Origin of the sequence: Pleurocapsa minor HA4230-MV1, from assembly GCA_019359095.1 — a bacterium.
Lineage (GTDB): Bacteria > Cyanobacteriota > Cyanobacteriia > Cyanobacteriales > Xenococcaceae > Waterburya > Waterburya minor.
Map to the genome: position 1 here is coordinate 1 of JAHHHZ010000012.1, position 23,444 is coordinate 23,444.

Below are 23,444 nucleotides of genomic sequence, written 5' to 3' on the forward strand. Positions count from 1 at the left end.
GACTTTATGATTTTTAAGCTTATTCACAGATAATAGAGTCAACGATTAAAACTTGTTATAGAAAGTATACACTATGCAAGAAAGCTTTTTGTTGAACGTTGTAAATGCTGTGTATTATATAAACCTATGTACAGCAGCAGGGGCAGTGAATTATCAATGATGAAGTAAATACAGATTCTTTCTTGATGTTCTTTCAGCCTGTAGAACTGGGCATTGTGCAGCTTCAATTCAAAAGGATTAATATTATCTGCATCACAATGACTTCTTGGTGGCTCAAACAGGCTTGTTTGCTCTGGTGGTTTTGTATTCAGTATTTTCTGTTGATGCTTAAAGATTCTAGCTTTCCATTTTAGTAGAGCATCTTTGCTCATTAATTTCTTTGGTTGCTCTACTCGATAGGCTGATTTGAGATTGAATAGTTCTAATTGTTCACTCACTTTCGGTAAATAGTTGATTGCCAAAAGTGTCAGGATATCACAGTAGAAAGAGTAAAAGAGCAAATTTTAAGATATCAATTAAATCAGAGTCACAGCGTATTTTAATTACCCAAAATAAGCTGGTGTTTGTAGTATATATATAATTACAATGCCAGTAGGAATTAACGAAAAAGGAAGAAAATTCATAGAAACAGAGCCAATCGGTCAAGATGGCGAACATTGTGAGCAAAAAGCATGGGATGCTTGCAAAAAAGCTTTTGCCGATCGCGAATGTATTGGTTATTGGAGATATCCGATTTTCTCTAAAACTGGAGAGTGTCGTAAAGAACCTGACATTTTAATAGTAGATAAAGAATTTGGAATAGTAGTTACTGAAGTTAAGGGAATTACAATTAACCAGATTAAGTCAGTAAATGGTCATTTGTGGGAATTTCAAAATTTCTACACAACACAGGACAGTCCTTCTCCTTATAAACAAGCCGAAAAACAACTTTATTCATTGCTTGGTTATTGCGATCGCGAAGAGATAATTTGTCGTCAAGTCAAAGGTCGAGCCATTGTAGCTTTACCTTTCATTAGCGAAAAAGAATGGCAAGAAAAAGGATTTGATCGACTTCCCAGTTGTCCTCCTATTATCTTCAAAGAGGATTTAGGAGCAAAGTCATTAATCAAAAGAATAGAACAAAGTTCTTTAGTTCAATCTGGCAGAAATCTTAATGATGAACAATGGGAGCTTCTTCTTGCTGTTGTTGGTGGCACTCCCGTACTTCGTAGAACTCTCAATAAATCTATAACAGTTGCTCAAGATAATAAAACACGCTCTAGTGTAATTAATCAATTAAGAGAACGCCTTTATGAACTAGACTTACAACAACAACATATCGGTTTAGAAATTCCCCCAGGAGCGCAGCGTATTAGAGGTATTGCTGGATCGGGTAAAACTGTTTTGCTTTGTCAGAAAGCAGCTAATATGTACCTCAAACATCCTGATTGGAATATTGCTTTAGTCTTTTTCACTCGTTCTCTATACGACCAAATAGAAAATCTAGTTGATAAATGGATACGTCACTATAGTTATGGAGAACTTGACTATAAAAGTAATGTTCAAGCTCAAAGTAAGTTAAAAATTTTACACGCTTGGGGAGCAAGAGATAGAGCAGGATTTTATCGGACTATTTGTAAAGAACATAATCAGCATCCCTTGGCAGCTATCAAAAATACACAGCCAAATGAAGGATTAGCAACTGTTTGTAAACAGTTAATGCAAAATATTGATATTACTCCAATGTTTGACGCTGTTCTCATTGATGAAGGTCAAGATTTAGTTGCAGACCCCATACAGCTTAGATATGAAGATAAGCAAGCTATTTATTGGATGGCTTATCAATCACTTCGTCCTTGCGATCGCTCACAACCAGAACAAAAAAGATTGATTTGGGCTTACGATGAAGCTCAAAGTTTGGATACTTTGAAAATTCCTACAGCTAAAGAGTTATTTGGCGAAGAATTAAGCCAGCTTCTTAGCAGAGGACGACAATACAAAGGTGGGATTAATAAATCTGAAGTTATGCACCGATGCTATCGTACACCAGGGGAAATTTTAACTGCTGCTCATGCAATTGGTATGGGATTACTTCGCCCAAACGGTATATTGTCAGGACTAACTACAAAAACTGAATGGGAAAGCATTGGATATGAAGTTCAAGGAGCTTTTAGAGAAGGACAAGAAATAACCTTACATCGTCCTCCAGCTAACTCACCCAATCCAATACCTACTCTTTGGGGTGAACCAGTTATTCAATTTAATACATACAGTTCCAGACAGGAAGAGTTTTCTATCTTGGCTGAAAATATTAAACATAATCTTGAATATGACGGACTGACACCTAGCCGACAAATTTTAGTATTAGTTTTAGGTGGCTATGAAGCTAAACAGTTAGAAACTCATGTTGCAGAATTCTTAATGAACCAAGGGATTGATATTTTTATTCCAAGTGCCGTTAAATTGAATCAGTTAGATCCTAAATTTGATAAATACAACCCGAATAATTACAACCCTGATACTTTTTGGCATGAAGGAGGAGTGACAGTATCTCGTCTTAATCGGGCTAAAGGAAATGAAGCTGATATGGTTTACGTTGTTGGTTGCGATAATGTAGCCAAAAATGAATCTAATATCAATTTGCGTAACCAGTTGTTTGTAGCATTAAGCAGAGCTAGAGGTTGGGTAAGTTTAAGTGGTACTGGTTATTATCCTATGTATGATGAAATTCAAAAAGTAATAAACAGTGGTGATACTTTTACTTTTAATTATCAAAGACCAAAACGTAGTTTTGATGATGAAATAACCGAAATACCTGTACAAGCTAATGTCAACATACAAATGCTCCCCGAAAAAACAAGTAGAGCTTATAGTAGGGCTGCTAATAGAGCTAAATATAAAGCTTCTAAATTAAAACTTAACAATACAAAGCAAATATTCTAAATAATCTGCGTTTAAAAGTGAAATCCAATCACTACGCGATCGCTCTTTGAAACAAAAAACCCAGTCACTACATGAGTAACTGGGTTTAACTATTAGTCTATATGACGTTTGTTCGTTATCCGAGGAAAGACTATTCGCTACTCTTCGCTCTCTAGATTTACTTTCACTACTTTATTTTTTTCTTCTTCAGACTTAGGTAGAGTCAAATTGAGGATACCGTCTTTGTAGTCGGCGGTAACGTTGGTGTTTTGAATCCGTACTGGTAGAGGAATGACTCTAGAGAACTTGCCATAACGGAATTCAGAACGAGTTCTACCGTCTTCTTCTGTTTTAGTTTCTGATTTACGTTCACCAGAAATAGCTACTCGATCTGCCATAACTTGAACGTCTAGATCTTTGGCTTCCATGCCTGGAACTTCTAGTTTGAGATGAACTGCATCATCAGTTTCGGTTAGTTCCGCAGCAGGTACTTTAGCTAGATTACCAAAATCGCTCCAGTTTTCAGGAGTTAAAGCATCATCGAACAAGTGATTTAGTTGGCGTTGTAAAGAACTCATTTCATGCCAAGGGTTATATCTTACGGCGCGTTTTGGGTGTGAATACTCATACCCAAAAGCCGCCTTACTAAAGCCATGATTTGTGTCTCCTTCAATCGATAGTTTTTTAGTTGATTAATTTAGAGTTTCGGTATATTTCCGTTTCTTACTCAATAGCCTTAATGGGGGGAACCCCCACAACGGCTTTTCGCGTTTCGATATTTATATATTAATCAGCCAGTAAAAAACAAAGAAGTGTGGCTTATATCCCATAGACGGTAGTAATTTTAGCCCGAACAAGCAATAAGTAAAACAGGTTGGGAAAACTATACTTATAACGGTTCGGTTTGTCTTGTCTAATCCTAAGTAAAACTATGAAGCTCGAACGATTAATCAGCATTAACGGTGCAGTTCTAGTGGTGTATTATGTAGGCGATCTTTATTATCAATATGAGATAGTCTTCTGGGATGGTTCGATCCATCAGCCACAAGAGATTTACGAGACAGCAGAAAAAGCTCTTAACATAGGGCTAGAGATGGTTAAAGTTGTCATTGGGTATTAATAAGTATTGAGGCGACGTACTGTAATTCGTTTTTGCGGATCTTGCTTTCTTACCCAAGCTAAAAATTTACGCATTTGTGGTTCGTCTTTCAAAGCTTCGATAGTATTTAATTCCTTCGCCAAACGCTTATTATCGAATAAAACATGAATCTGTCGGTGGCAAGCCGAACAAATATCTATTGTCGGACTTGTTTCTAGATTTTTTCGCTTAGTATATTGTCTGGGTATTAAGTGATGGACTGTAAGATTGTTCATCTCACGAGCGCATAATTTACATTCCATATACGAATAGGTTTTTTGCTCAAATTATAACGATTATTGCTATGCCTAAGATTCCTAATTGCGATGCGCGGAGCGCGGGCTTTGCCCATCGCTGTTACCAGGGGGGATGGTGTAACGGCAACATTTCTTGTCTCCAAAACTCTTGTTCTAGGTTCAAATCCTAGTCCCCTCGCCTGTGGTGCTGTAGACAAATTGGTTAAGGAGCTTAACTGCGAGAAGCATCAGCAATAACGCGGTTCAAACCTTTCTTTTGTGCTTGATTATTTTTAATTGCTTTGAGTCTATTGGTATTAGATTTGGCACATATAAGTTTTCCAATCTAACCGACATATACCAACTTAAGCTAACTGCTAGTTTACTGGACATCTCTGGCAATTTGAACAATAATTAGCTAGAATAAATGGAAATATCTTGCACAGGAGTAAATCAATGAAAACCATTACTGTAGCTGACAATAGCGATCGCGAAATACTATCTTCATTTAAAGATTTGATTTCAAGTATGTCTTTTAACACTAAAAATCGCTTAAAAAAAAGGTTTGAGGATATAGCTGCTCAATCATGCCCTTCAATTGAGGAGAAGCGACTAGCGGATGAAATTGCAGGAAAGTCATATAGCCTAGAAGAAAGAAAGGAGCTTGAATTAAGTAATCTAATCAAATCATTTTCCCTGAGAAATATACTTTTGAAAGATACTATTTCAGGAGTCGAGGTGGCAAAGTTACTGAATTGTAGCTCAAGACAGACTCCATTAGATCGAGTCAATAATCAAACGCTGTTGGCGGTCAAAGACAATGGAAAATGGAAGTATCCACTATGGCAATTTGATGTGAATGGTGCAGATAGAGTTATAGAGGGATTGCCATCTGTGATTGCTGCACTGAAGGTTTCCAATTTGGCTAAAGTTAGCTGGTTGACTCGCCCCAACCAAGTATTTGAAGGTAAAACACCTGTCGAAATGCTCAAAGAGCAAAAATTGGCAAGAGTTTTAACTGAAGCAAGGGGAGTAGGAATAGGACAGTAATGGTAGAGATTAATCCACCACCCCCAGATCCAAAGTTTCCTATTTCACCTGAATATCAAGTTTTACAAATAGGCACTCAACTTAGAAGAATTTATAATCCAAATCAGTACAATACTAGACCAATCAGTTTTCGATTTAATGGGCCAAGAGCAAGGTTCGATCACCATAGATACAGTCACCAAGATCCTCTTGAGGATAATGAGAGAGGAATTAACTACTGGGGCTTTAGCCTGAGTTGTTGTCTAGTAGAAGTTTTTGGAGATACGAGAATTATTGATGTGCAGGATTATCAAGTAGCTCTTTTAACTTTAAATCAAACAATTAAATTACTGGATCTTCGAGGGAAAGCAGCTATGAAAGCAGGAATTCTCTGCTCAGTGAGTCAAATACCAGAGCGAAATTTATCTCAGCAATGGGGAAAATATTTTTACGAGAAAACTGAGGTTTACGGTATTATTGATGGCTTGATTTTCAACAATGCACATAATAGCGAAGACTCAATTGCTCTCTATGAAAGAGCGAAGCCACAGCTTGATTCGGCAAAGATAAAAACATTGGCTTTAAATTCGTCTTCCCTACGTGCTGCTATTGCCGATTGCGCTTTGGAAAATAGTATGATTTTTGACTAACACTTGATGAGGATATGAAGTCTCTCAGCCCTGCTTATGCGATCGCTTAAAATCTAGGCAAATGGACCTGAGATGGCATTTGTCACTGAGTTTACGTCGCCGACAACTAGAAAAGCTCTAAGTACAGGACAAAAACTGGAGAGATTGACGAAAATCAGCTTGATGTTCATCCAAGTTAAGTAGAACATGACGTAAATAATCAAAACCGTAACGAAAAATGCTTTGCGCTTTTCGTCCATGAGTCTTAATTAAAATGGGTTTTTGGTCAGATAACCATTCACCAGTACGATATGCCCAACAAAGGGCGATCGTGAGCAAGGCAAATAAGCGACTTAAGCGTTCTGAATCAACTAAATGAGTATCTTCAATGACCAACTTAGCCATGTCGTAATAATCTAAGTCGAAATCGCGTAAAAATCTCTGTAGTCTTTTGTAATTTGATTCTTTCTTTGCTTTGCTTTTAAATCCGATTGATAAGTCTACTAGATTTACCGTCTTGACTCTGAATAGAGCAATGAGAAATAGTGCCAGAAAACTTAGTCTTGCTCCATGCCACTTCAAATGAGATTTCAAGGTGTTACGAAGCAAGTTAACATTATTCATAGGGTTCTCATAAATTAACTGTAGTTACTTATCATGAAACCCTTTTTCTCTCTTCTTTTTCAACTTTTGTCCTGTACTAAGGTTTTTTGTTCTCAAATTAATTTATCATTTTCACTCAATTTAAGATGCGTTCGCCCTGCCCTGGAGATTTAACCAACGCAGATCGAGTTTCTCGGCTTTTAAAGCCGAGAAACTCGATCCAATTGAAATGCTTACTTTGAAACGATCTTAATCCCTGTACCTTTACTCTTTTCTTGCTCAATCATGATTTACTCTTGTAATGAACATCAATTTGGTTTCCAGATTTTACAAGTTTGCAGTAAAAATTTTCTCACCGAGCCACTACCTGATAACTGGTATCAACTCACCAAACAACAACAAGATGATTTTCTCTACGCTCATGTTTGGCAGCCTTTAGAGCATCTGTCCCCTCAAGAGCTTTGGCAATTAATTGAATCTTCTGCTGATACTCTTGATAAATTAATAGCTAGATAAAAATACTTAAATATGATTAATGTTTACTTGTCTTAGATACTGATACCCCTCAATCTACCCGCGCTTATCCTCAAATTGTTGCTAATTTTTTAGAGGGTCGCGGTAACAAAGGTCAAACTCTCTGGGATGCCTACAAAGGCGTTACCGAATGGCTCGATCATCAACGTGGTAGCGATGCTAATCGTCTCGATTCTTCTTGGTTTGGCAATTCCGCTAAACTTCGCGCTCACGCTCACTCGAACGCTCTTGAATTAGTTTAATTTTGATGGCGATGCCAATCACGGATTAGCTTCGCGTCCGATCGCCGTCAATTGTTGAATAGGCGATCGCCCTTCTCTTCATTTCTTAATTCATGTGAAAATTATGTTTGATTTTCTTACTCGTAAAACCAATAAACTTTACTTGCATTTTTTCTGTAAGTATATTTATACCGATGAATGTGGCAACAAAGTTTTTCAGGCTCCCTATTTTGATTCTGATGTTGTCAAAATTATTTCAGTCGAGCCAAAAGAAGAACACTATTTAATCCGTTATCTTGAGTGGTTTGAGTCATGATTGTTTTTACGAAGAGTACTTCCCTTCATCTGAGTCCCTTCATTTGCGCCACAATCTGTAAACTTATGGCGCTCGCTTTACTCGTGAGAGATCGCTCGACGTGGAAAGATAAGAGAAAAGAAGATAAGATAAGCCCTCTACCAACAACAACCCCTTGAAGCTGTTTGTACCAGCTTTAGGGAAAATCAACACCCTTACCAATTAAAGTAAATGAGTAAATATAAAATTGATTCGGAACAATACTTGATTTACGTTGGATATGACCAACCTCTAAGAACCTTCTTCGCTACTGTGGAAGATCTCAACTTATCCGAAGACGAAGATGGGCTTTTACTCTGGGTCGGTACTGATTACGACGAAATTACTGACCTCAACCAGCTAGATTGCCTAGTTGCAGAGTATTCTAGTATCCCCGATGAAATCATTCTTAAGCTCGATGAGGACTCAAAACAACCTTTTGAGCCTAGTCCTTTTCAAATCCAAACTGAAACTTTTTTTGCTCCTTTGCTCAAAGAACAGCGTAAACTGAATTCGTAAATCTCAAAATAAGATAATTTCCTCAACAAAAAAAGTTGAGGAAAAATCCTCGCGATCTCACGAGTAAAGCGATCGCCTCTCCAGAAGCGATCGCTTTACTCGTGAGATCGCAAATCACCTGTCCATAAATTCTTTTCTACTTTTCAGGTACAAATTAATGAGCTTTTTAACTACCACCCGATCTAATTCTTGCCCCTGCTGTGGTGATACTTCTGGCAAATGTCGAATTTTACACCTATCACAAATAGCTGAATTCTTAAATCGGCTTCAAGCTTCTTTTTACTTAACTTACATTAATTACTTGACTTTTTAAGTTAGATGTGAGATTATATAAGTGGGTCGAAAAGACTTGATTAACCTCGACTCAAGCATCCCGCAGATTCTTCATTGTGCCAAAGTAAGCGTAAGCTGAAACGTCGGTTTCACTTTGAACTCTGCGGGTAATCTAAATACCTTAATTCAGATTCTCTAGCCAACAATGCCAATCACGGATTAGCGAAACAGCACTGTAAAATATAAACATCCCCTCCGAATACCAATCATCTGGGGATGTTTAATCAAGCAATATGTTCTTAACTACAAAGTATATTAAATGAGCAATCCTGTCATCGAGACTAATATCGCTGATATTCTTCAAGAAATTAAATCTAACCAAAATGAACAACACTCAAACACAAAATTGGTTACAGATCATTGATGTTAATGTCGCTCATGGCACAAAACAACAACGTCTCGATCTTTTACAGAAAATTGTAGCTACGGACGATCGCATTTTATTAGCTAGGTACTTGGTTGAATTAATGGTTTATGAGGATAAACAAGAGATTATTAATGGCGACCTTGATTTTTTGGACTCGGTTTTGCGTGGTGATGGTTGGATTGGTTATTCCCAACTCTCAATCGAACAAAATATCATCGAGTTTATTAGTCGTGAATGTACCCACAAACTCTTTTTTTATTCGGATGACCCTCAATTTCAACATTTGTTAGCTAATCTCAATCAAACATTTATCACCGAATAATTAATTGCCCCTTTAATTGAGCTAGGTGAATTATTAATTTAATTTTTCCTGCTTAACTTAGTTATTTACTTGACTTCTTATGTTAAATATAAAATTATATAGGTGAGACGGAAAGATTTGACTAAGCTCGACTCAAGCGATTAGGCTCCGCCTACCCTTCGGGATCTCGCCACACCAAAATAAGTTTGGGAATCTGTCTGGGCGCAAACCATGGACAATCACACTCAAGAGCGATTCGACTCTACATAGCGATCGTTTATTAATCATTGCTGCAATTACCCTAAAGGCTAGGCGGCGATCGCTTTTGTAAGAGTGATTAAACTCCTCCCAGCCTTCAACATCGCCAAAAAATCTCATCCTTATTTAACCAAGTTTATGGACGTTAATAATGCACAAATTTACGCCCTACTCTATTGCCAGTACGATTCGGCAAGCGGTAGCCGTAGATACGATCTTCTTTCTCCTAAAATTATTAAAGAGTTAGATCTCGCTGTTGCCAAAGCTGCTCAAAGTAGCCCCAAAGCTGAAATTACTAAAATTATCTATTTTGGTTCGCCTCATGCTCAACGATTGACCAACCCAAGCCAACGACACGAATATGCCTCATCCATAGTTCGACGATTAGAGATTTAACCAACAACAATCTTAATCCTCGTCTCGATTCTTCTTGGTTTGGTAATTCCGCTAAACTTTAACTGCGATCGCGTAACTATCGCTTTTAATCCTGCACATTTTTAAAAAGTTTTGCTCTGGGGGCGTAGGAACATCTTTTGTGATTCTGTTGGTTGCTATTTCTGCTTATTGCACTGTAAGTTTTGCTTTAATTCCTCAATATTTACCTAATAACAACCGCTCGTATCAATTTTTAACCGCTAGTTTTAACAACCATCCTATTTATTTGAGCCATAGCGATGCGCTTCGGCTAGGCAGAGCCTAATCGCTTTCAAGTGAACGATCGCTTCTCAACTAAGAAAAACATGGACGACAAGTCGAAATTTAATTTTATATCTAATCAGGTACAAAAAAATGAGCATTTCCTCCACTCAGAACATTAAGAAATATACTTTCACCGTGGAAGTGAATATAAACGAACTTACTACAACTTATTTAGAAGCATTAGAAACAGATGAGCCTGACAGCCTAAAATCAATGATCGAACATGAATGCCACTGGATCGAAGCAAGTGGGCTTTATGTAAGAAAAATTGCAGAAGTTACCCCAGTTTTGCCCGACTCAAGTTTAAACAATCATCAATTTCGTTTCCAGATTTTACAAGCTTGTAGTAAGAATTTTCTCACCGAGTCACTACCTGATGATTGGTATGAACTCACCGATCAACAACAAGATAATTTTCTCTGCGGTTGTGCTTGGCAACCCCTAGAACATTTGTCCGCTCAAGAGCTTTGGCAATTGATTGAATCTTCTGCTGACACTTTTTCTGCTTTTTTGCTTAACCATTAATCATCACAAATAAAATGGATGTTAAAGAATTACTAGATAAATGCGATCGCATTCTTGTCGCTTGGTCAGGAGGAAAAGATTCCCTCGCTTGTATCCTGAATTTGTACGACCGAAGCTATGGAGAAAAGATAGAGTTGCACCATCATTTGATCGATGGTCATAGTAGCGAAACTACTTTTTTTGACTGGGCAATTACTGAAGATTATTGTCGTGCGGTTGCCAAACACTTTCAAATCCCAATTTACTATAGCTACAGAGATGGTGGCTTTAGACGAGAGATGTTACGAAACAACACTGCTACCGCTCCAGTGTTTTTTGAGAAACCAGACGGTACCTGGGAAAAATCTGGAGGCAAGGGCAACCCTAATACTCGACTAAAATTTCCTATGCCTACAGGAAATTTATCAATTCGCTGGTGTTCTGCCACTCTAAAGATCTCTGTGATGGATGCCTCAATCCGCAACCAATCAAGATTTGACGGCAAAATAACTGTAGTTGTAACTGGAGAACGGCGGGAAGAATCGCCAGGACGGGCAAAATACAAAGAACTAGAACCCCATCGAACTTCTTGCCAAAAGCGCGAAGTCTGGCACTATCGCCCAGTAATTGATTGGACTACCGAGCAAGTGTGGGCAAGAATTCAGCAATCTGGCATTCAATCACATCCATGCTACGAACTAGGTTATGGGCGTGCCAGTTGCCGAGCGTGCATTTTTATTAATAACGACGATTGGACTACATTAAATCGCATCGATCCTACCATTACAAAAGAAATAGCCAACTACGAAAAAGAGTTTGGCTCGACAATTGCCTACGATCGGCAGAGAAATAAAAAGGGCTTACCGCAGCTAAACGTATTGGAGCGATCGCTTTTGGGAACAGCTAGGGAAGTCAATAGTTATTGGGTAGAGGTTGCCAATTCCAAATCATGGAATAATCCTATCTGGATGCCTCCCGAACAATGGCAAACGCCAAGGGGCGCAACTGCATCTTTATCTGGCGGCAGCTATTAATCGACAGTTTCGAGTCAAAAATCTTTAAAAATAAGCGACAGCACCATCGGCAAAGCGCTGAACAAACTGAACTATACTCGAAAAAAAAACTAGATGCGGCGAACTATGCGCCTTTCTGGGTATCAAGAACGAGATGAAGAAAAAAGGCAAAAGTTTAAGCTAGAAATCAGTAAAACGAAACCTGAAGATCGAGTCTATATTGACGAGTCAGGAGTAGGAAATTATCTAAAATCGAAATTTATCCCGATCGCCCTTGAAAGCGATCGCTTTATTTTGTCCTTTTAGAAAATAAAAAAACTTTAAATTTTAATCTCTTGATGATCCACTGTCACCTCTTTTTTGACTTTCCAGCGAATTACAATTTCTCCTTCCATTGCTGTCACCAAATCTAAAAGGGTTATTGTTCGAGAATTATTCGGATTCTCTAAAAACTTCATCACCGTACTAGTATAGTTTCCCGCACCTTTGTTTGTCTGCCTCACTTTATCTAGTTCTTGAGCAAGTTTATAGGGTGTCCAGCCCAAATCTTTGAGGCGATCGCTAAACGGTTTTGCGTCCATTTTCTCTTCATTTCTTAATTCAACTTCTTACTTATATCACTTTGACGCTAGTTTAACTATTTTCAACTTAGTTTTATATAGCGTAATAAGATATTAATTATATCGTTTTTATGCTATAATTAATTCATAAAGAAAAGAAGGCTGGCTTTGGTCGGCTCCGCCCTCTTTTCTTTGACCCATTACTTTCAATAGGATATTTCACATTATGTCACATGAATTTGAATCAGGTTTTTTTGTTAATCAAGGCGCATGGCACGGATTAGGAACTGTCCTTAACAGCCCGCCTACAACCGCTCAAGCTATCGTTGATGCTGGTCTTGATTGGCAGGTAAAAGAACAGCCTATCTACACACAGTCTAATTTTGGTTTAAGCCCCGTTTCCACCCATAAATCTTTAGTTCGTTCTACCGACTTTCAATTACTGGGAATTGTTTCACAACAGTATCAACCTTTACAAAACCACGATGCTTTTAGCTGGTTTGACTTCTTGCTTCACGATGGCGATGTCACCTTAGAGAGTGCTGGCAGCCTTAAAGATGGTAAGCGAGTTTGGATTTTAGCCAAAATTAATCAATCTCCTGTAGATATCATTAAAGACGATCCTGTTAAACCATACTTGCTTTTATCAAACTCTCATGATGGCTCTACCGCCATTTGGATTCAATTTACCCCGATTCGTGTTGTTTGTCAGAACACTTTATCTTATGCCTTAAGAAGCAGAAACAAAGATAAAGAGCTTGGTCGCGCCTTTCGTATTCGCCACCAGGGAAACCTTGAAAGCAAACTCAATCAAGCTAAAACAGCTTTAGACTTTGCTCGCCAACGGTTTGCGATCGCTACTGAAGAATATAAGGCGATGGCAAGTTACGGTCTTAATCAAGCAGATCTCGATTTCTATTTGTCTCTTGTCTTAGATACTGATACTCCTCAATCTACTCGTGCTTATCCTCAAATCGTTGCTAACTTTGAACGGGGTCGCGGTAACAAAGGTCAAAATCTTTGGGATGCCTACAACGGCGTTACCGAATGGCTCGATCATCAACGTGGTAGCGATGCTAATCGTCTTGATTCTTCTTGGTTTGGCAATTCCGCTAAACTTCGCGCCCACGCTCATCAATCTGCTCTTGAATTAGTTTAATTTTTGATGTGACTGCGATCGCCCTCAAGGGCGATTGCCTCATCGCTGATTCTTTCAACCAAAAAAATTATGTCTGAGACTAAAACTTTTTTTGCCTCTACCTTTAATTCGACCAGTCCCTATCGTGAAGCTATTACAGAGATTTTAGAGCTTCTAGAAAATGCTGAAATTATCACTCCCGCAAACAAGCAGCAAACAATTGATATTGCTTTGAATTATTTAGCAGAAAATTCGGACTTTATTACTATCATTTGGTGTGCTGATGATGTTATGGAAATTGCTACCCAAAAAGGTTTAAACATCTCAAAACAAGACTGTCTTGAAGTCCTAAAGTTTTTGGAATCTAACCACGATGCTAACTTGGGAATTACCTGGAATTCCCTTCATTTTGCTTTAGACCATCTTGATTTTAATTTGTGACTGCCAAAGGCATTGAACGGAGGCTCCGCCTAGCCTTCGGCATCGCTTTCTGACCATCTCTTATCCCTTATATCCAATCAAGAATACAACCATGCCTAATTGGTGCAATAATACTTTGAAAATTACAGGCGATTCCCAGCAAATCGAGCGCCTACCTTGGAAAGACATCGATCGATCTCAACTAAAACTGTTTCAGTCTCTATTACCTTGTCCTGATGGCTTGAATGGTCAAGAGCAATACGATTGGGCATTGAGAAATTGGGGCGTAAAGTGGGATTGTTTTGTCGAAATTGTCGATACTAGTGATGACTATATTGAATTACAGTTTGATACTCTAAGGAATGCTCCCCATAAAGGTATCGATCGAATAGCCACTATGTTTCCCTTGCTAAATTTTTACTTACAATCTACCGAATCCGTTTATGATTGGCAAGGCAGTTTTAGCTGGAGTAATGGCAAGTTGATCGAACAAATTAACGGCACTTATTATGCCGAATCTCCTAGTACTTGCCCCGAATGCCACTCTGAATATTTTCCTGAAATCGATCTTTACGGTGAAATAACCTATCATCGGTGTTTTGAATGCGCTTGGTCGAATTGAAACTTTTCCATTTTTTAGGGCGATCCCGAAGGCTAGGCGGACGCGAAGCGCTAATCCTTTAGGAGAGCCTAATCGAGAATGTTTTCACTGCGGTTGGTATCCCATCTGGTCTTAATTGAGCAAACACTAATAATTGATCCAAAGCCTTTTCAACATTGCCTTCTGTCGCTTTCCATTAATCGTTATCCACATTATCACTCAACAACAAAAACATTTTCTCATGAATTTTCCCGAACAATCCTCAACACCAGAAAAAATTCTCAATCCGCTCCGAAAGCTATATCTAAAAGATATCGAGCAAAGAAAAGCGATCGTCCTGATTGCCAACAACTTCAAAGTGCGTGGTGTTTTTCTCCACAATGAAGTAAATTTTCTTAAAGAACGATTATCTGTTCAAAATATTGATTTTGATAGCGGTTTGCTTCGAGCCAAAATGCTGACTATCGAACTTGTCCCTTCAACCTCTTGGTTTTCAAATGTCCGAAGTAATGTCGAGCGACCAACTTGGGATATCTTACGAAAATTAACCTACAGGCAGGCTCGCTATAAATGCGAAGTCTGTGGCGGTCGGGGTGCTAAACACCCCGTCGAATGCCATGAAATTTGGCATTACGATGACTCAAATTATATTCAAACCTTGTCAGGATTAACGGCTTTATGTCCAAGTTGTCACCAAGTCAAACACATAGGTCTAGCTCGGTTACAGGGTCAGGGCGAAAAAGCAGAAGCTCAACTATCCAAAGTTAACGATTGGACAACAGAACAAACCGATAGATATATAGATGGTGCTTTTGCTCTTTGGCAGTCACGAAGTTGCCACGATTGGACTTTAGACCTTTCTTGGTTAGACCGCTACAAAATTCACATACATTGCTGAAGGTAAGTTAAGAGCTTGAGATGATGGCTAAGCGAAGCTATTTGCCAATCACAAAACAAGTTAACTTGACAGGAAGTTAGATTGTCTACCAAGACATTGCCATAATCGCTGCCATACCTTTAGCTTTCGTTGCCTCCACCGTATAAAAAATTTCCTGAAACTGATGAACTCTAGCCTCTTCGTCCGCCACCAAAAATTGATAACACTTTGAAGGCGAATAATAGACTACCAGCAGATAATCATTAACTAGAGTAACAAAAAACCATTAGCAAAATAATTAAACTAGGCGAGCGCGATCTTTTAGCAACATTGTTAGAGTTGCTGCTTCGTACTTCGGTTGAGTTCATCCAAAGGACAGACTTCAGTAGTAAACAAAGGACTATTAGGAGAAAATTGTCGAACTACAATAGCTTCTTTACCAGGATCGTAGTTTCGAACAGCTTTAAGAAGAAAATCTTCTTCGTCACCCAGAAAGTCTTGCTGACCATAGTAAAAGCACTTGAGGGAGCAGCAAGCAACATAGCCTCGACCTTTTTGCTTGGTGCTGTCTTCTATATATTCTCTAAAAGAGTTATAAGAGTTTGAGAAACTACCCTTAACTACTTTTTGTTTGACTTGACCATAGTTAGGATCTTTTGCTTTTCTTCTTTTTGCTTCACCCATTGACTATTGACAACCTCCCTATTTCTCTTAGCTCATTAACCATTTCTAGTTTAACCAAATCACCTTCAATCGCTTCTACAGTAAACGGACTCGCACTAAAGTATATGCGGAGCGGTGACGCGATATGATGGTAAATCAGGAAACTCTCTACTTTTCCTCACTGACATTCTTGAGGCAATAGAAAGGATAAAGTCAGATACACGATCGGGAAAACAAGAATTTTTAGAATGAAATAACCCTAAATTTGAAATTAACATTGAGATATTTTTATTAATCTTCATGAACAACTAAAAATTAACAGAAACATTAATCCAAAACACAAAACACTTATGAATCCAAGTATTTTATAGTCTTGTTTCATATTTTTCGTAAAAATATTGGTTTCATTAAATTTTGAAATATGATTATTACAAGTCTTTTTTACACGTAAAAAACAGAAAAGTAATATAGCTTCACCTAAACAAGAACTAAATAGACTAATAGTTTCGTCTTTGACCAAAACTACCATACAGCCCATACCAAATATCATAACACCAAGAGAAAATCCCGCAAGAAAGGCGCTAGTACTTTGATATTCAAAAGTATTTCTATTTTTAAAAGGTATTACAATAGGAATAACAGCATTTGCAGGAAATGCATACCATAAACTATCTTGATAAAACAACTCTGAGTAATTGTTTTCGTCACACCATTTTTTATTCTTTAGATAGTCAAAGTAATAAGGACTATCGGGAGAAAAAGTAGTAATTGCAGATGATTCTTGTTCACGCCATTTTTTCTCTAGTTCTTTTTGCTCTTCTAGACAATAAACAAAATAATTCTCATAGGGAATATATTGTAGATCATTTTCACTATAATCTCTAGCTGAATAAATTCCATTTTCAAAGTTAGTGTATGAAATAAAATCTAAAAATTTTCTTGCTGCTTGACCAAAATTTTTCTCTTTATAATGCTGTGAAAGTTCAGCAAAAATCTGCGGTTTAAGGTTATTAATTGCAGCACTTTTAGTTTGGCTAAATTTAAAAGCAAATTTTTGACTACTATCATATAATTCTTGTAAATCTTCATTTTGATAACCTAATTCTAAGTTGCCCTTGGAATAGTATAATTGTTTACAAGCTTTTTCTACATGTTTGGCAAGTTGATAAAGTGAAAATAAATTACCTTGTATATCTATAGATTTTTTATTAATTAATTTGCCAGCTTGATAATATTGTTTTTTTCTATATAATTTTTTTAATTGCCTATACTGAAAAGAGAATATTTTCCAATTTATAGAAAACATACTAATAAGTTTTTTCAACTCAATTATTTCAGGTATAAGCTGGCGAAAAGCTTTTTTGTTCGGATAGTTTTTATAGTTTGAATGTTTATAATAAGTTTTTAATACTATTCTATAATCTTCATTAACTATTTGATAAATACGCGCTATTTGAGCGTATTTATGGCAAACACCATTAAAAAAGCCAACTTTTAAACAAAATTTCTTAAAAATAGCCAAAATCGAATTCATTACCTGCAATTTCCAGAGCGAAAAATCAAAAAAAGTCGAGCGCACTTCTTACTCTTGTCACAATCTCTGCTATCCCCGTTTGACCATAATTCAAATGTGCTTTAAATTCAAGACTTACTTGAATTTCTACATCAAAAATCTCTTCCCGATCTTTTGTGATTTTTGATGGAGGAGCAATCCAGATAATTTTACCCACCACTGTTCCAAATTCACGTCATAAAAAAGCATCTAACTTTATTTTAGCTGATAGCCCTACTCTTAGAAATCCCGAATCTCGACTTTTAACACTACCTTGAAAAACTAAACTGGTACGATAATCCTTCAGCTTTTTCCTTCTTTTTTAAGTTCGACTTTCATCATTATTTTTCTGTTTAGCTTTCAAGTATCGAGGAGCTTGTGTTCTAGCCTGTTCTAGTTCTTCCATCACCATAAATTTCTGCAACTCAGGTTCAAATTTAACTTTTGTCTGCACAAATAAACGTGGCATTTGCCCTTGTTGCTCCAAGTTTGGATCGTATTTAAACGGCTTTGGTGACGAATCGAGCCATTCTACTGGTAGATGATTGGGGCGCAACCACCTACTTGCTTTTTGCTGACCTACTTTTTGGGCTTGTTTGGCTAAACTTTCACTGTAGTTTCTCATCACTGTTATACCAGGACCATCACAAAACTTTACATACTGCCAATATCCTGATATTTGGAATTCTCCTACCGCCAAATCCCCAAATATTCCTGCTATTTTCTGCTTCTCTTGGAGGGAAGGTTTTTCTACTGATACTAAATTAAAGTTTATTTCGTAGGTAAAATTATTCCCCTCTTTTTTTAACCGCGAAATGCGGTCAGGCGCAAGCCCTGGCTTTAAAAGCCAGGGAACGCCTGACCTGTAGTTGACTTGAGGATAAACCGATATTTTCTGGATTTTACTTCCTTGGCTAGATATTTCTTCGAGCAATTTAGCGTAATCTCGTTTTCTCGATTTAGCCGTATAACCCAAGCGATATTTTTGATTACCTAAAGTGATTGTTAGCTGCGACTTCTCGGTTACGCAGATTATTCCCTCAATCACTCCAATTGCTTGAAATATTGCCGCGTTTGCCTCTACCTCTGAAGATGTCTCCTTCTTTTCCAGTGGCAGTTCTTTGGTTACTGTCTCTTGTAAAGGCGAACTTATTGTTTTATCTAGTTTTACTGTAGACTCACGCATTTTCGACCCAGGGGCGACTATTTCTGCTGCTGCTACAACTGCTTTCTGGCTTTTTTGAGACGTACTCTGGGATTTTTTCGCTTCTGCCTTGGTTGCAGTTTCACCATCCCTGATTTTAGCTATTTGTTGTTCTGCTTTGTGTAGTAAGCTTTCGTACATGGCTTTTTCTCTCGGACTCAAAGCACTTTCTACTAGTCTTTTGATTTTGGCTACATCTTTTTCTGCTGCTCTACTTACCATATTCTTAATGTTTTTAAAGTTTGACCTGCTAGACGAATATACTTGGGGTAACAGCCCAAGTAAAGACGAGGCTTCCCGAACGGAAGCTAAAACGACAAATTAATCGCCTTCTACTCAACTGATTTGCTGTGTGGCAAATCTGAGAATGCTTACGTCCATCAAAATAATTTTTTTTCTTCTTGCTCAGTAGCCTTATCCTCCGCAACGGGCGACGGCTTTTGAGCGGCGGCTTTTATATGGTCAGCTAACCACGTAAAACGCGCCTTCTCTTCGCGTTTCTAGCTCCACCCATTAATTACAGACAACCTCTCTATTTCTACTAACTCACTGACCATTTCTAATTTAACCATCTCACCCTCAATCGCTTCTACTGTAAACGGCGATGCCCACGACCAATGCCCTGGACAGTCAGCGATTTCTACGCGATCGCCTACTGTTATGACTGACTCTACTTTCGGTGACGGCATTTTCAAAACCTCTTCTAATATTTCTTTTTCCTCCTTTTGTCCCTCTTCTGGCATATTACATCCAGTTTGAAATTCTACATTGTTCTCTAATTCTCTTGACTTTTCAAAAATGCCGTCATATGCGGAGCGGTATCCTTTAGGACAGTCATCACATTCATCATTGTCAATCGTTTCATCCATCACATATTCCATCACAGTCGTCACTCTATCCATCACCATCGCCCATAATTTACTTATTACATTTGTGTTTTCTGGTTGAGGACTAATATTTATTTCTACTGATGTATTTCCCTTCGGGTGAGCATCGGCGGCTTTTGGGACAGAATCTTCTAACCCAAAACACGCCGAGTGGAATATGCCCTTTAACTTAAAGCATGGACGCTCACCTGTGATCAGTGGTGGTGAAGTGTCGCTCTGTTCTCGAATCTTCAGACCAACAAAATATGACCCATGGCGGTCGCGTTCTCGACTAATATCCAAACCCAGTTGGTTTTTACCCAAATCAGATAGCAAGGTGACGAATCGGCGTAAACTAACTGGACGAGTCCCGCTATTATGGCAATACTCGCAATAGTTAGCGTATAGCCATTTATCGGTGTCTAGATACCAATGAGAGGAATTACTATCTTTATCCCTTTTTGCCACCCCAATATTGGTTCTAGCTTCAGGCTGATAGACTATAAAGTTATCTAACCAATCAGCGATCGGGTTCGTTTCCACCAATGTCCTTGCCTTCATTGCCAATAATGATGGCACGCTCACTTCATAGTTCTTCACAATTGAAGTAGCTGACTCCTCATCCATCGACAGCACCCAGTTCAATAATCCTGGGATGTAGGGCAAAAACTCACCCCTCATCTCACCATTCTTGTGTTCGATCAGGTTCTTCTGGCGATCGCTTGAGATCTGGTTGAACATGGGTATAGATATTCTTCTTCTTGCCAACCCCGACGTATAGTCACAACTTTGGATGACTTCATTGGTACTGACAATTACTAATGCCGACGGAGAAAAACCACCCTTAGACTGCTTAAATTTCACCTCATAAGGCAATGTGTCTTGTCCTGTCAGGTTTTTGAGTTTACCTACTTCACCTGCATATCTCTCTGAATCATTGATCAACACCAACCTTTTACCAGCGATCGAGGCGGTTTCAAACTTTTCTTTTTCTAGTTTTTTCAGCGTTGTGGTATGGACATTCTCTTGCCCTACCAATGCCGTGGCTAATCTGGTCAGGGTGCTTTTCCCTGTTCCCCCTGGTCCAACTAATTCTAAATACTTCTGCCAGTCTGTTCTGCCTGTGACGATTCCCAGCAGATACGCTCTCATTAATTCTACTAACTGGCGATCGCCATTACACATTGTTAATAACCAATGTTGAATTGGTTCACAAGTCGCCAAAATATTGTAGTTATACGGCAAACACCAGGTTAATCGGTTTTGAGGCGAATGAGGCAGCAGCTTCTTGGTTTCAAGGTGCAAAACTCCATTGAGCAGTGGCAATACTCCTGATGCTTCGTTCCATTTGTCTACTTCTAAGTCTAACTTTACTAATGCGGTTATTCCATTGACAAAACTGATGGTATAGTTCGGCTTCTTCTTTCCCGATTTGGCTAGTTCACGGGCGATCTCACTTACTTGATTTTTAACTAACCTACCTATTCTTTCTGTCGAGCCTTTGCTCCAAATCCCCTCTGTCACCGAACTGTAGTGATACCATTCCTGTTCCTCTACATTCCAGGCTAATTGACCTTGATACTTCGATGCTAGCCATTCGGCAATGTCTGACTGTGACCAGTTAGGGAAATTAGCTAACACCTCTGCTTGCTCTTGCTCCTTTTTTTTCAGTGAGTTTCTTTCGGCAGCTTTGGTAATCCCTCTGTTTAATCTTTTAATTAATTCATCTGTACTAAGCTGAGGATGAGCTTCTACCCAGTCAGTGAGATCTCCTTTAATTGGCATATCCGCCCAGACATCTGTTGGCGAGATAATTAAACATCGCAAGTTGACTGACTGGCAAGCTGATTTGACTAATTCTGCCTTTTTCTGCCCCACTTCGTCATGATCGGGGAAATAGACTAATCCTGCTGCTCCACTGTCTTTTAAGGCGCTCAAATCATTGGCGATCGCCTTGGGTGTCCAGTTTGACCCCTGCCAGGTTATTCCAGAAGCGGCGATCGCTCTGGCTGTTTCAACACAGCCTTCTCCTTCTAAACCTAAGACCCATTTTCCCCGACAATGTTTAACTGCTTCTCCTAGTCGATAGGCTCTCCAGTCTTTTGCGCCTTTGCTCCATTGAATTAACCCATTCGATTTGATGTGACCCTGGCGGATTGTTTTTTCTTTAATGCCTTCGCTATTTTGCCACTCAAATCTGCTTACCCATTGAGTTTTTGAGTACCAATAACGAGTTTCGGTAGCTGAAACAGGTACTCCTTGTTTAACTAGCCATTCGGGAATAACTTTTGACTCTGGTGAAGGCGAATCTGTGGGGAGTGAAGTAAGTCGAGCTAGTTTTAAGCTTTCATGCGCTCTTTGTCTCCCCTGCTCCCCTGCTCCCTGTCTCCTTGTCACCTCAGACCAAGGACTCACTGCCTCCCGAATATCCTTAACTTCACAGCCACACTTGAACGCTTGGTACGAACCTTTTTTCTTGTTGATCTTGAACCCACCATCTCCACAGACAGGACAAGTACAATGGTATTCATTTGAAGTTTCTTTGACTACGTTTAAGCGCTCTAAGTAATCTAAAATCTGGAATGGCGAGATAAATCCTATCACATTGCACCTCCCAACTGCTTTGAGCGATTTGATAATACTTGTGCTGAAACGTGAGTGCAGTTTTTACCTACACCATTTAAGATATACATAGTTGCTAATTCCTTTTTTTGGAAATTGGTTTGAAAGCGATCGCACTCCCTGGAAAAGAATTGCGGTCGCTTTTGCGTTTAAGATATTTTACTAATATGTGAAATATTTTTTGGCTACCGTTAATGTAATAACCAAGGTTTTAGGGTTTTAAGATTTTAATGCCTTCAGTCTAAAGTCTAAAAACATCAAAACTAATCAGATACATACTCGATTAAATCATTAGGGCTACATTCCCTAGAACTAAGCTTGGAAATTGCTTGACATATATTTGCTAGTGCTTCACCACCGATTTCTGGCAACAAGTCATTACTTTTTAATTTGGAAATACTCACTGGATTCATTCCAAGCTCCTCAGCCAATGCCTTGTTAGTAATTTTTCGATCTGCCATAACTGCTCTGAGTTTCCAATAGACTTTTGCCACACGCCAATTAACATAAGATTGCATTCATAAGTATCTCCTAAAAATGAGCAACTTATTAAATATAGCTTATGAAGTTATATTTTTGCATTTATAAGCTAATAATATCAATATAAATAGTTTTCATAACAAATAATATAGCTTTTCGATTTATTTTTTTAGCTTTACAAGCTATACTATAGATATAAGGATTAAAAAACTAAAAGGAGAGCAGCAATGCTTTGGTCGGCTGCTACTCTCCTTCCCTCAACTAATCTCATTAAGGTATTTACTATCATGACATACACCGTTGAAAAACCAACAGTACAGACATCCGAACAACAGTTAATCACCATTGAATTTGCGCCCAAACTTGACCCCAATGAAACCGAATACACTTACCCACAACCTTTATTCGTCTTTGGTGAACAAGTTATCCACCAAAATCATCCATCTAACCCATTTACCGTTTGTGCGATGGAGCTAGTCGAATTTAAGACTCCTTCGGGACAACTACTCAATCAACCTTACTGGAAATACAAAATCACTAACGGAGAAGTTAGTTTCTGGAAAGATGAATCGGCTCTGGAGCGTTATTCTGATACCTGCGCTCAATGCCCTCATTTCAACGACTATCAAGAAACTAATGGACGTGGTTGGTGCGGTCTTTTTGAACAGGCTGCCAAAACTCATCATCGAAGAACTAATGACTGCGATTTGTTTGGCGATCAAGATCCCCTCGATGTCCCTCATGCTCGTTTTGCTCTTGATAGTAAAGTGAAAGTCATTGACCCTATTGAACACCACAGTGAATGGGCGACTTTCACAGTTATCGGTCGTCAATACAATCAC

28 protein-coding genes and 1 tRNA gene are annotated in these 23,444 nt (G+C 38.5%); 18 read left to right on the plus strand and 11 right to left on the minus strand.

Going from position 1 to position 23,444, the window contains the following annotated elements:
- Positions 1 to 71 precede the first annotated feature (71 nt).
- The gene (locus KME09_04535; GenBank protein ID MBW4533184.1) at positions 72 to 437 is read right to left on the minus strand and encodes a hypothetical protein; all 366 of its coding nucleotides are present in this window, start codon (positions 435 to 437) and stop codon (positions 72 to 74) included.
- 148 nt (positions 438 to 585) lie between these two features.
- Between KME09_04535 and KME09_04540 the strand changes: the two genes are divergently transcribed.
- Positions 586 to 2,922, plus strand: a complete 2,337-nt coding sequence (locus KME09_04540; GenBank protein MBW4533185.1) for an ATP-binding domain-containing protein — start codon at positions 586 to 588, stop codon at positions 2,920 to 2,922.
- A 137-nt stretch (positions 2,923 to 3,059) separates the two neighbouring features.
- Here the strand turns inward: KME09_04540 and KME09_04545 are convergent, their stop codons facing one another.
- Positions 3,060 to 3,479 carry an Hsp20/alpha crystallin family protein gene (locus KME09_04545; GenBank protein MBW4533186.1) on the minus strand — a complete coding sequence of 140 codons (420 nt, stop codon included), beginning with the start codon at positions 3,477 to 3,479 and terminating at the stop codon, positions 3,060 to 3,062.
- 353 nt (positions 3,480 to 3,832) lie between these two features.
- On the opposite strand from KME09_04545, the gene KME09_04550 reads away from it, so the two are divergent.
- Complete coding sequence (locus KME09_04550; GenBank protein ID MBW4533187.1) at positions 3,833 to 4,021, plus strand: hypothetical protein; 189 nt, start codon at positions 3,833 to 3,835, stop codon at positions 4,019 to 4,021.
- Here the strand turns inward: KME09_04550 and KME09_04555 are convergent.
- Positions 4,018 to 4,302 (minus strand): hypothetical protein, encoded by a 285-nt coding sequence (locus KME09_04555; GenBank protein MBW4533188.1) that lies wholly within the window; start codon positions 4,300 to 4,302, stop codon positions 4,018 to 4,020. The genes KME09_04550 and KME09_04555 overlap by 4 nt on opposite strands.
- A gap of 100 nt (positions 4,303 to 4,402) precedes the next feature.
- Between KME09_04555 and KME09_04560 the strand changes: the two genes are divergently transcribed.
- The 3 genes from KME09_04560 (at position 4,403) to KME09_04570 (ending at position 5,954) form a co-directional block, all read left to right on the plus strand.
- Positions 4,403 to 4,474 (plus strand) — tRNA-Trp (locus KME09_04560).
- A 257-nt stretch (positions 4,475 to 4,731) separates the two neighbouring features.
- Positions 4,732 to 5,325 (plus strand): MbcA/ParS/Xre antitoxin family protein, encoded by a 594-nt coding sequence (locus tag KME09_04565; protein ID MBW4533189.1) that lies wholly within the window; start codon positions 4,732 to 4,734, stop codon positions 5,323 to 5,325.
- On the plus strand, positions 5,325 to 5,954 hold the full coding sequence (locus KME09_04570; GenBank protein ID MBW4533190.1) for an RES domain-containing protein: 630 nt from the start codon (positions 5,325 to 5,327) through the stop codon (positions 5,952 to 5,954). The genes KME09_04565 and KME09_04570 overlap by 1 nt, the downstream gene beginning before the upstream one ends.
- 117 nt (positions 5,955 to 6,071) lie before the next feature.
- Here the strand turns inward: KME09_04570 and KME09_04575 are convergent, their stop codons facing one another.
- Positions 6,072 to 6,557 carry a hypothetical protein gene (locus KME09_04575; GenBank protein ID MBW4533191.1) on the minus strand — a complete coding sequence of 162 codons (486 nt, stop codon included), beginning with the start codon at positions 6,555 to 6,557 and terminating at the stop codon, positions 6,072 to 6,074.
- A 264-nt stretch (positions 6,558 to 6,821) separates the two neighbouring features.
- Between KME09_04575 and KME09_04580 the strand changes: the two genes are divergently transcribed.
- From KME09_04580 to KME09_04615, 8 genes are all read left to right on the plus strand, one after another.
- Positions 6,822 to 7,052: a hypothetical protein gene (locus KME09_04580; protein ID MBW4533192.1), complete on the plus strand. Its 231-nt coding sequence runs from the start codon at positions 6,822 to 6,824 to the stop codon at positions 7,050 to 7,052.
- 363 nt (positions 7,053 to 7,415) lie between these two features.
- Entirely contained in the window at positions 7,416 to 7,607 is a 192-nt protein-coding gene (locus KME09_04585) for a hypothetical protein (GenBank protein MBW4533193.1), read from the plus strand.
- Between the two features lie 210 nt (positions 7,608 to 7,817).
- Complete coding sequence (locus tag KME09_04590; protein MBW4533194.1) at positions 7,818 to 8,144, plus strand: hypothetical protein; 327 nt, start codon at positions 7,818 to 7,820, stop codon at positions 8,142 to 8,144.
- A 656-nt stretch (positions 8,145 to 8,800) separates the two neighbouring features.
- Positions 8,801 to 9,166, plus strand: a complete 366-nt coding sequence (locus KME09_04595) for a hypothetical protein (protein MBW4533195.1) — start codon at positions 8,801 to 8,803, stop codon at positions 9,164 to 9,166.
- Between the two features lie 312 nt (positions 9,167 to 9,478).
- A complete protein-coding gene (locus KME09_04600; protein ID MBW4533196.1) occupies positions 9,479 to 9,799 on the plus strand; it encodes a hypothetical protein in 321 nt (106 codons plus the stop codon).
- Between the two features lie 393 nt (positions 9,800 to 10,192).
- Complete coding sequence (locus KME09_04605; protein ID MBW4533197.1) at positions 10,193 to 10,627, plus strand: hypothetical protein; 435 nt, start codon at positions 10,193 to 10,195, stop codon at positions 10,625 to 10,627.
- Between the two features lie 14 nt (positions 10,628 to 10,641).
- Complete coding sequence (locus KME09_04610; protein MBW4533198.1) at positions 10,642 to 11,640, plus strand: phosphoadenosine phosphosulfate reductase family protein; 999 nt, start codon at positions 10,642 to 10,644, stop codon at positions 11,638 to 11,640.
- Positions 11,641 to 11,733: 93 nt separating this feature from the next.
- Entirely contained in the window at positions 11,734 to 11,925 is a 192-nt protein-coding gene (locus tag KME09_04615; GenBank protein MBW4533199.1) for a hypothetical protein, read from the plus strand.
- A gap of 14 nt (positions 11,926 to 11,939) precedes the next feature.
- Here the strand turns inward: KME09_04615 and KME09_04620 are convergent, their stop codons facing one another.
- Positions 11,940 to 12,200, minus strand: a complete 261-nt coding sequence (locus tag KME09_04620) for a hypothetical protein (GenBank protein ID MBW4533200.1) — start codon at positions 12,198 to 12,200, stop codon at positions 11,940 to 11,942.
- A gap of 205 nt (positions 12,201 to 12,405) precedes the next feature.
- Between KME09_04620 and KME09_04625 the strand changes: the two genes are divergently transcribed.
- The 4 genes from KME09_04625 (at position 12,406) to KME09_04640 (ending at position 15,236) form a co-directional block, all read left to right on the plus strand.
- Positions 12,406 to 13,338 (plus strand): DUF932 domain-containing protein, encoded by a 933-nt coding sequence (locus tag KME09_04625; GenBank protein ID MBW4533201.1) that lies wholly within the window; start codon positions 12,406 to 12,408, stop codon positions 13,336 to 13,338.
- Positions 13,339 to 13,407: 69 nt separating this feature from the next.
- On the plus strand, positions 13,408 to 13,758 hold the full coding sequence (locus tag KME09_04630; protein MBW4533202.1) for a DUF4062 domain-containing protein: 351 nt from the start codon (positions 13,408 to 13,410) through the stop codon (positions 13,756 to 13,758).
- A 91-nt stretch (positions 13,759 to 13,849) separates the two neighbouring features.
- Positions 13,850 to 14,359, plus strand: coding sequence for a hypothetical protein (locus tag KME09_04635; GenBank protein MBW4533203.1), 510 nt, complete (start codon positions 13,850 to 13,852; stop codon positions 14,357 to 14,359).
- A 220-nt stretch (positions 14,360 to 14,579) separates the two neighbouring features.
- Positions 14,580 to 15,236: an HNH endonuclease gene (locus KME09_04640; GenBank protein ID MBW4533204.1), complete on the plus strand. Its 657-nt coding sequence runs from the start codon at positions 14,580 to 14,582 to the stop codon at positions 15,234 to 15,236.
- 312 nt (positions 15,237 to 15,548) lie between these two features.
- Here the strand turns inward: KME09_04640 and KME09_04645 are convergent, their stop codons facing one another.
- The 6 genes from KME09_04645 to KME09_04670 form a co-directional block, all read right to left on the minus strand.
- Positions 15,549 to 15,899, minus strand: a complete 351-nt coding sequence (locus KME09_04645) for a hypothetical protein (protein ID MBW4533205.1) — start codon at positions 15,897 to 15,899, stop codon at positions 15,549 to 15,551.
- 277 nt (positions 15,900 to 16,176) lie between these two features.
- Positions 16,177 to 17,412, minus strand: a complete 1,236-nt coding sequence (locus tag KME09_04650) for a hypothetical protein (protein MBW4533206.1) — start codon at positions 17,410 to 17,412, stop codon at positions 16,177 to 16,179.
- A gap of 25 nt (positions 17,413 to 17,437) precedes the next feature.
- Entirely contained in the window at positions 17,438 to 17,611 is a 174-nt protein-coding gene (locus KME09_04655; protein MBW4533207.1) for a hypothetical protein, read from the minus strand.
- A gap of 141 nt (positions 17,612 to 17,752) precedes the next feature.
- The gene (locus tag KME09_04660) at positions 17,753 to 18,856 is read right to left on the minus strand and encodes a hypothetical protein (protein MBW4533208.1); all 1,104 of its coding nucleotides are present in this window, start codon (positions 18,854 to 18,856) and stop codon (positions 17,753 to 17,755) included.
- Positions 18,857 to 19,134: 278 nt separating this feature from the next.
- Positions 19,135 to 22,104, minus strand: coding sequence for a hypothetical protein (locus tag KME09_04665; protein MBW4533209.1), 2,970 nt, complete (start codon positions 22,102 to 22,104; stop codon positions 19,135 to 19,137).
- 281 nt (positions 22,105 to 22,385) lie between these two features.
- Positions 22,386 to 22,640, minus strand: coding sequence for a helix-turn-helix domain-containing protein (locus tag KME09_04670; protein MBW4533210.1), 255 nt, complete (start codon positions 22,638 to 22,640; stop codon positions 22,386 to 22,388).
- Between the two features lie 249 nt (positions 22,641 to 22,889).
- Between KME09_04670 and KME09_04675 the strand changes: the two genes are divergently transcribed.
- A partial coding sequence (locus tag KME09_04675) for a hypothetical protein (protein ID MBW4533211.1) occupies positions 22,890 to 23,444 on the plus strand: 555 nt, incomplete at its 3' end.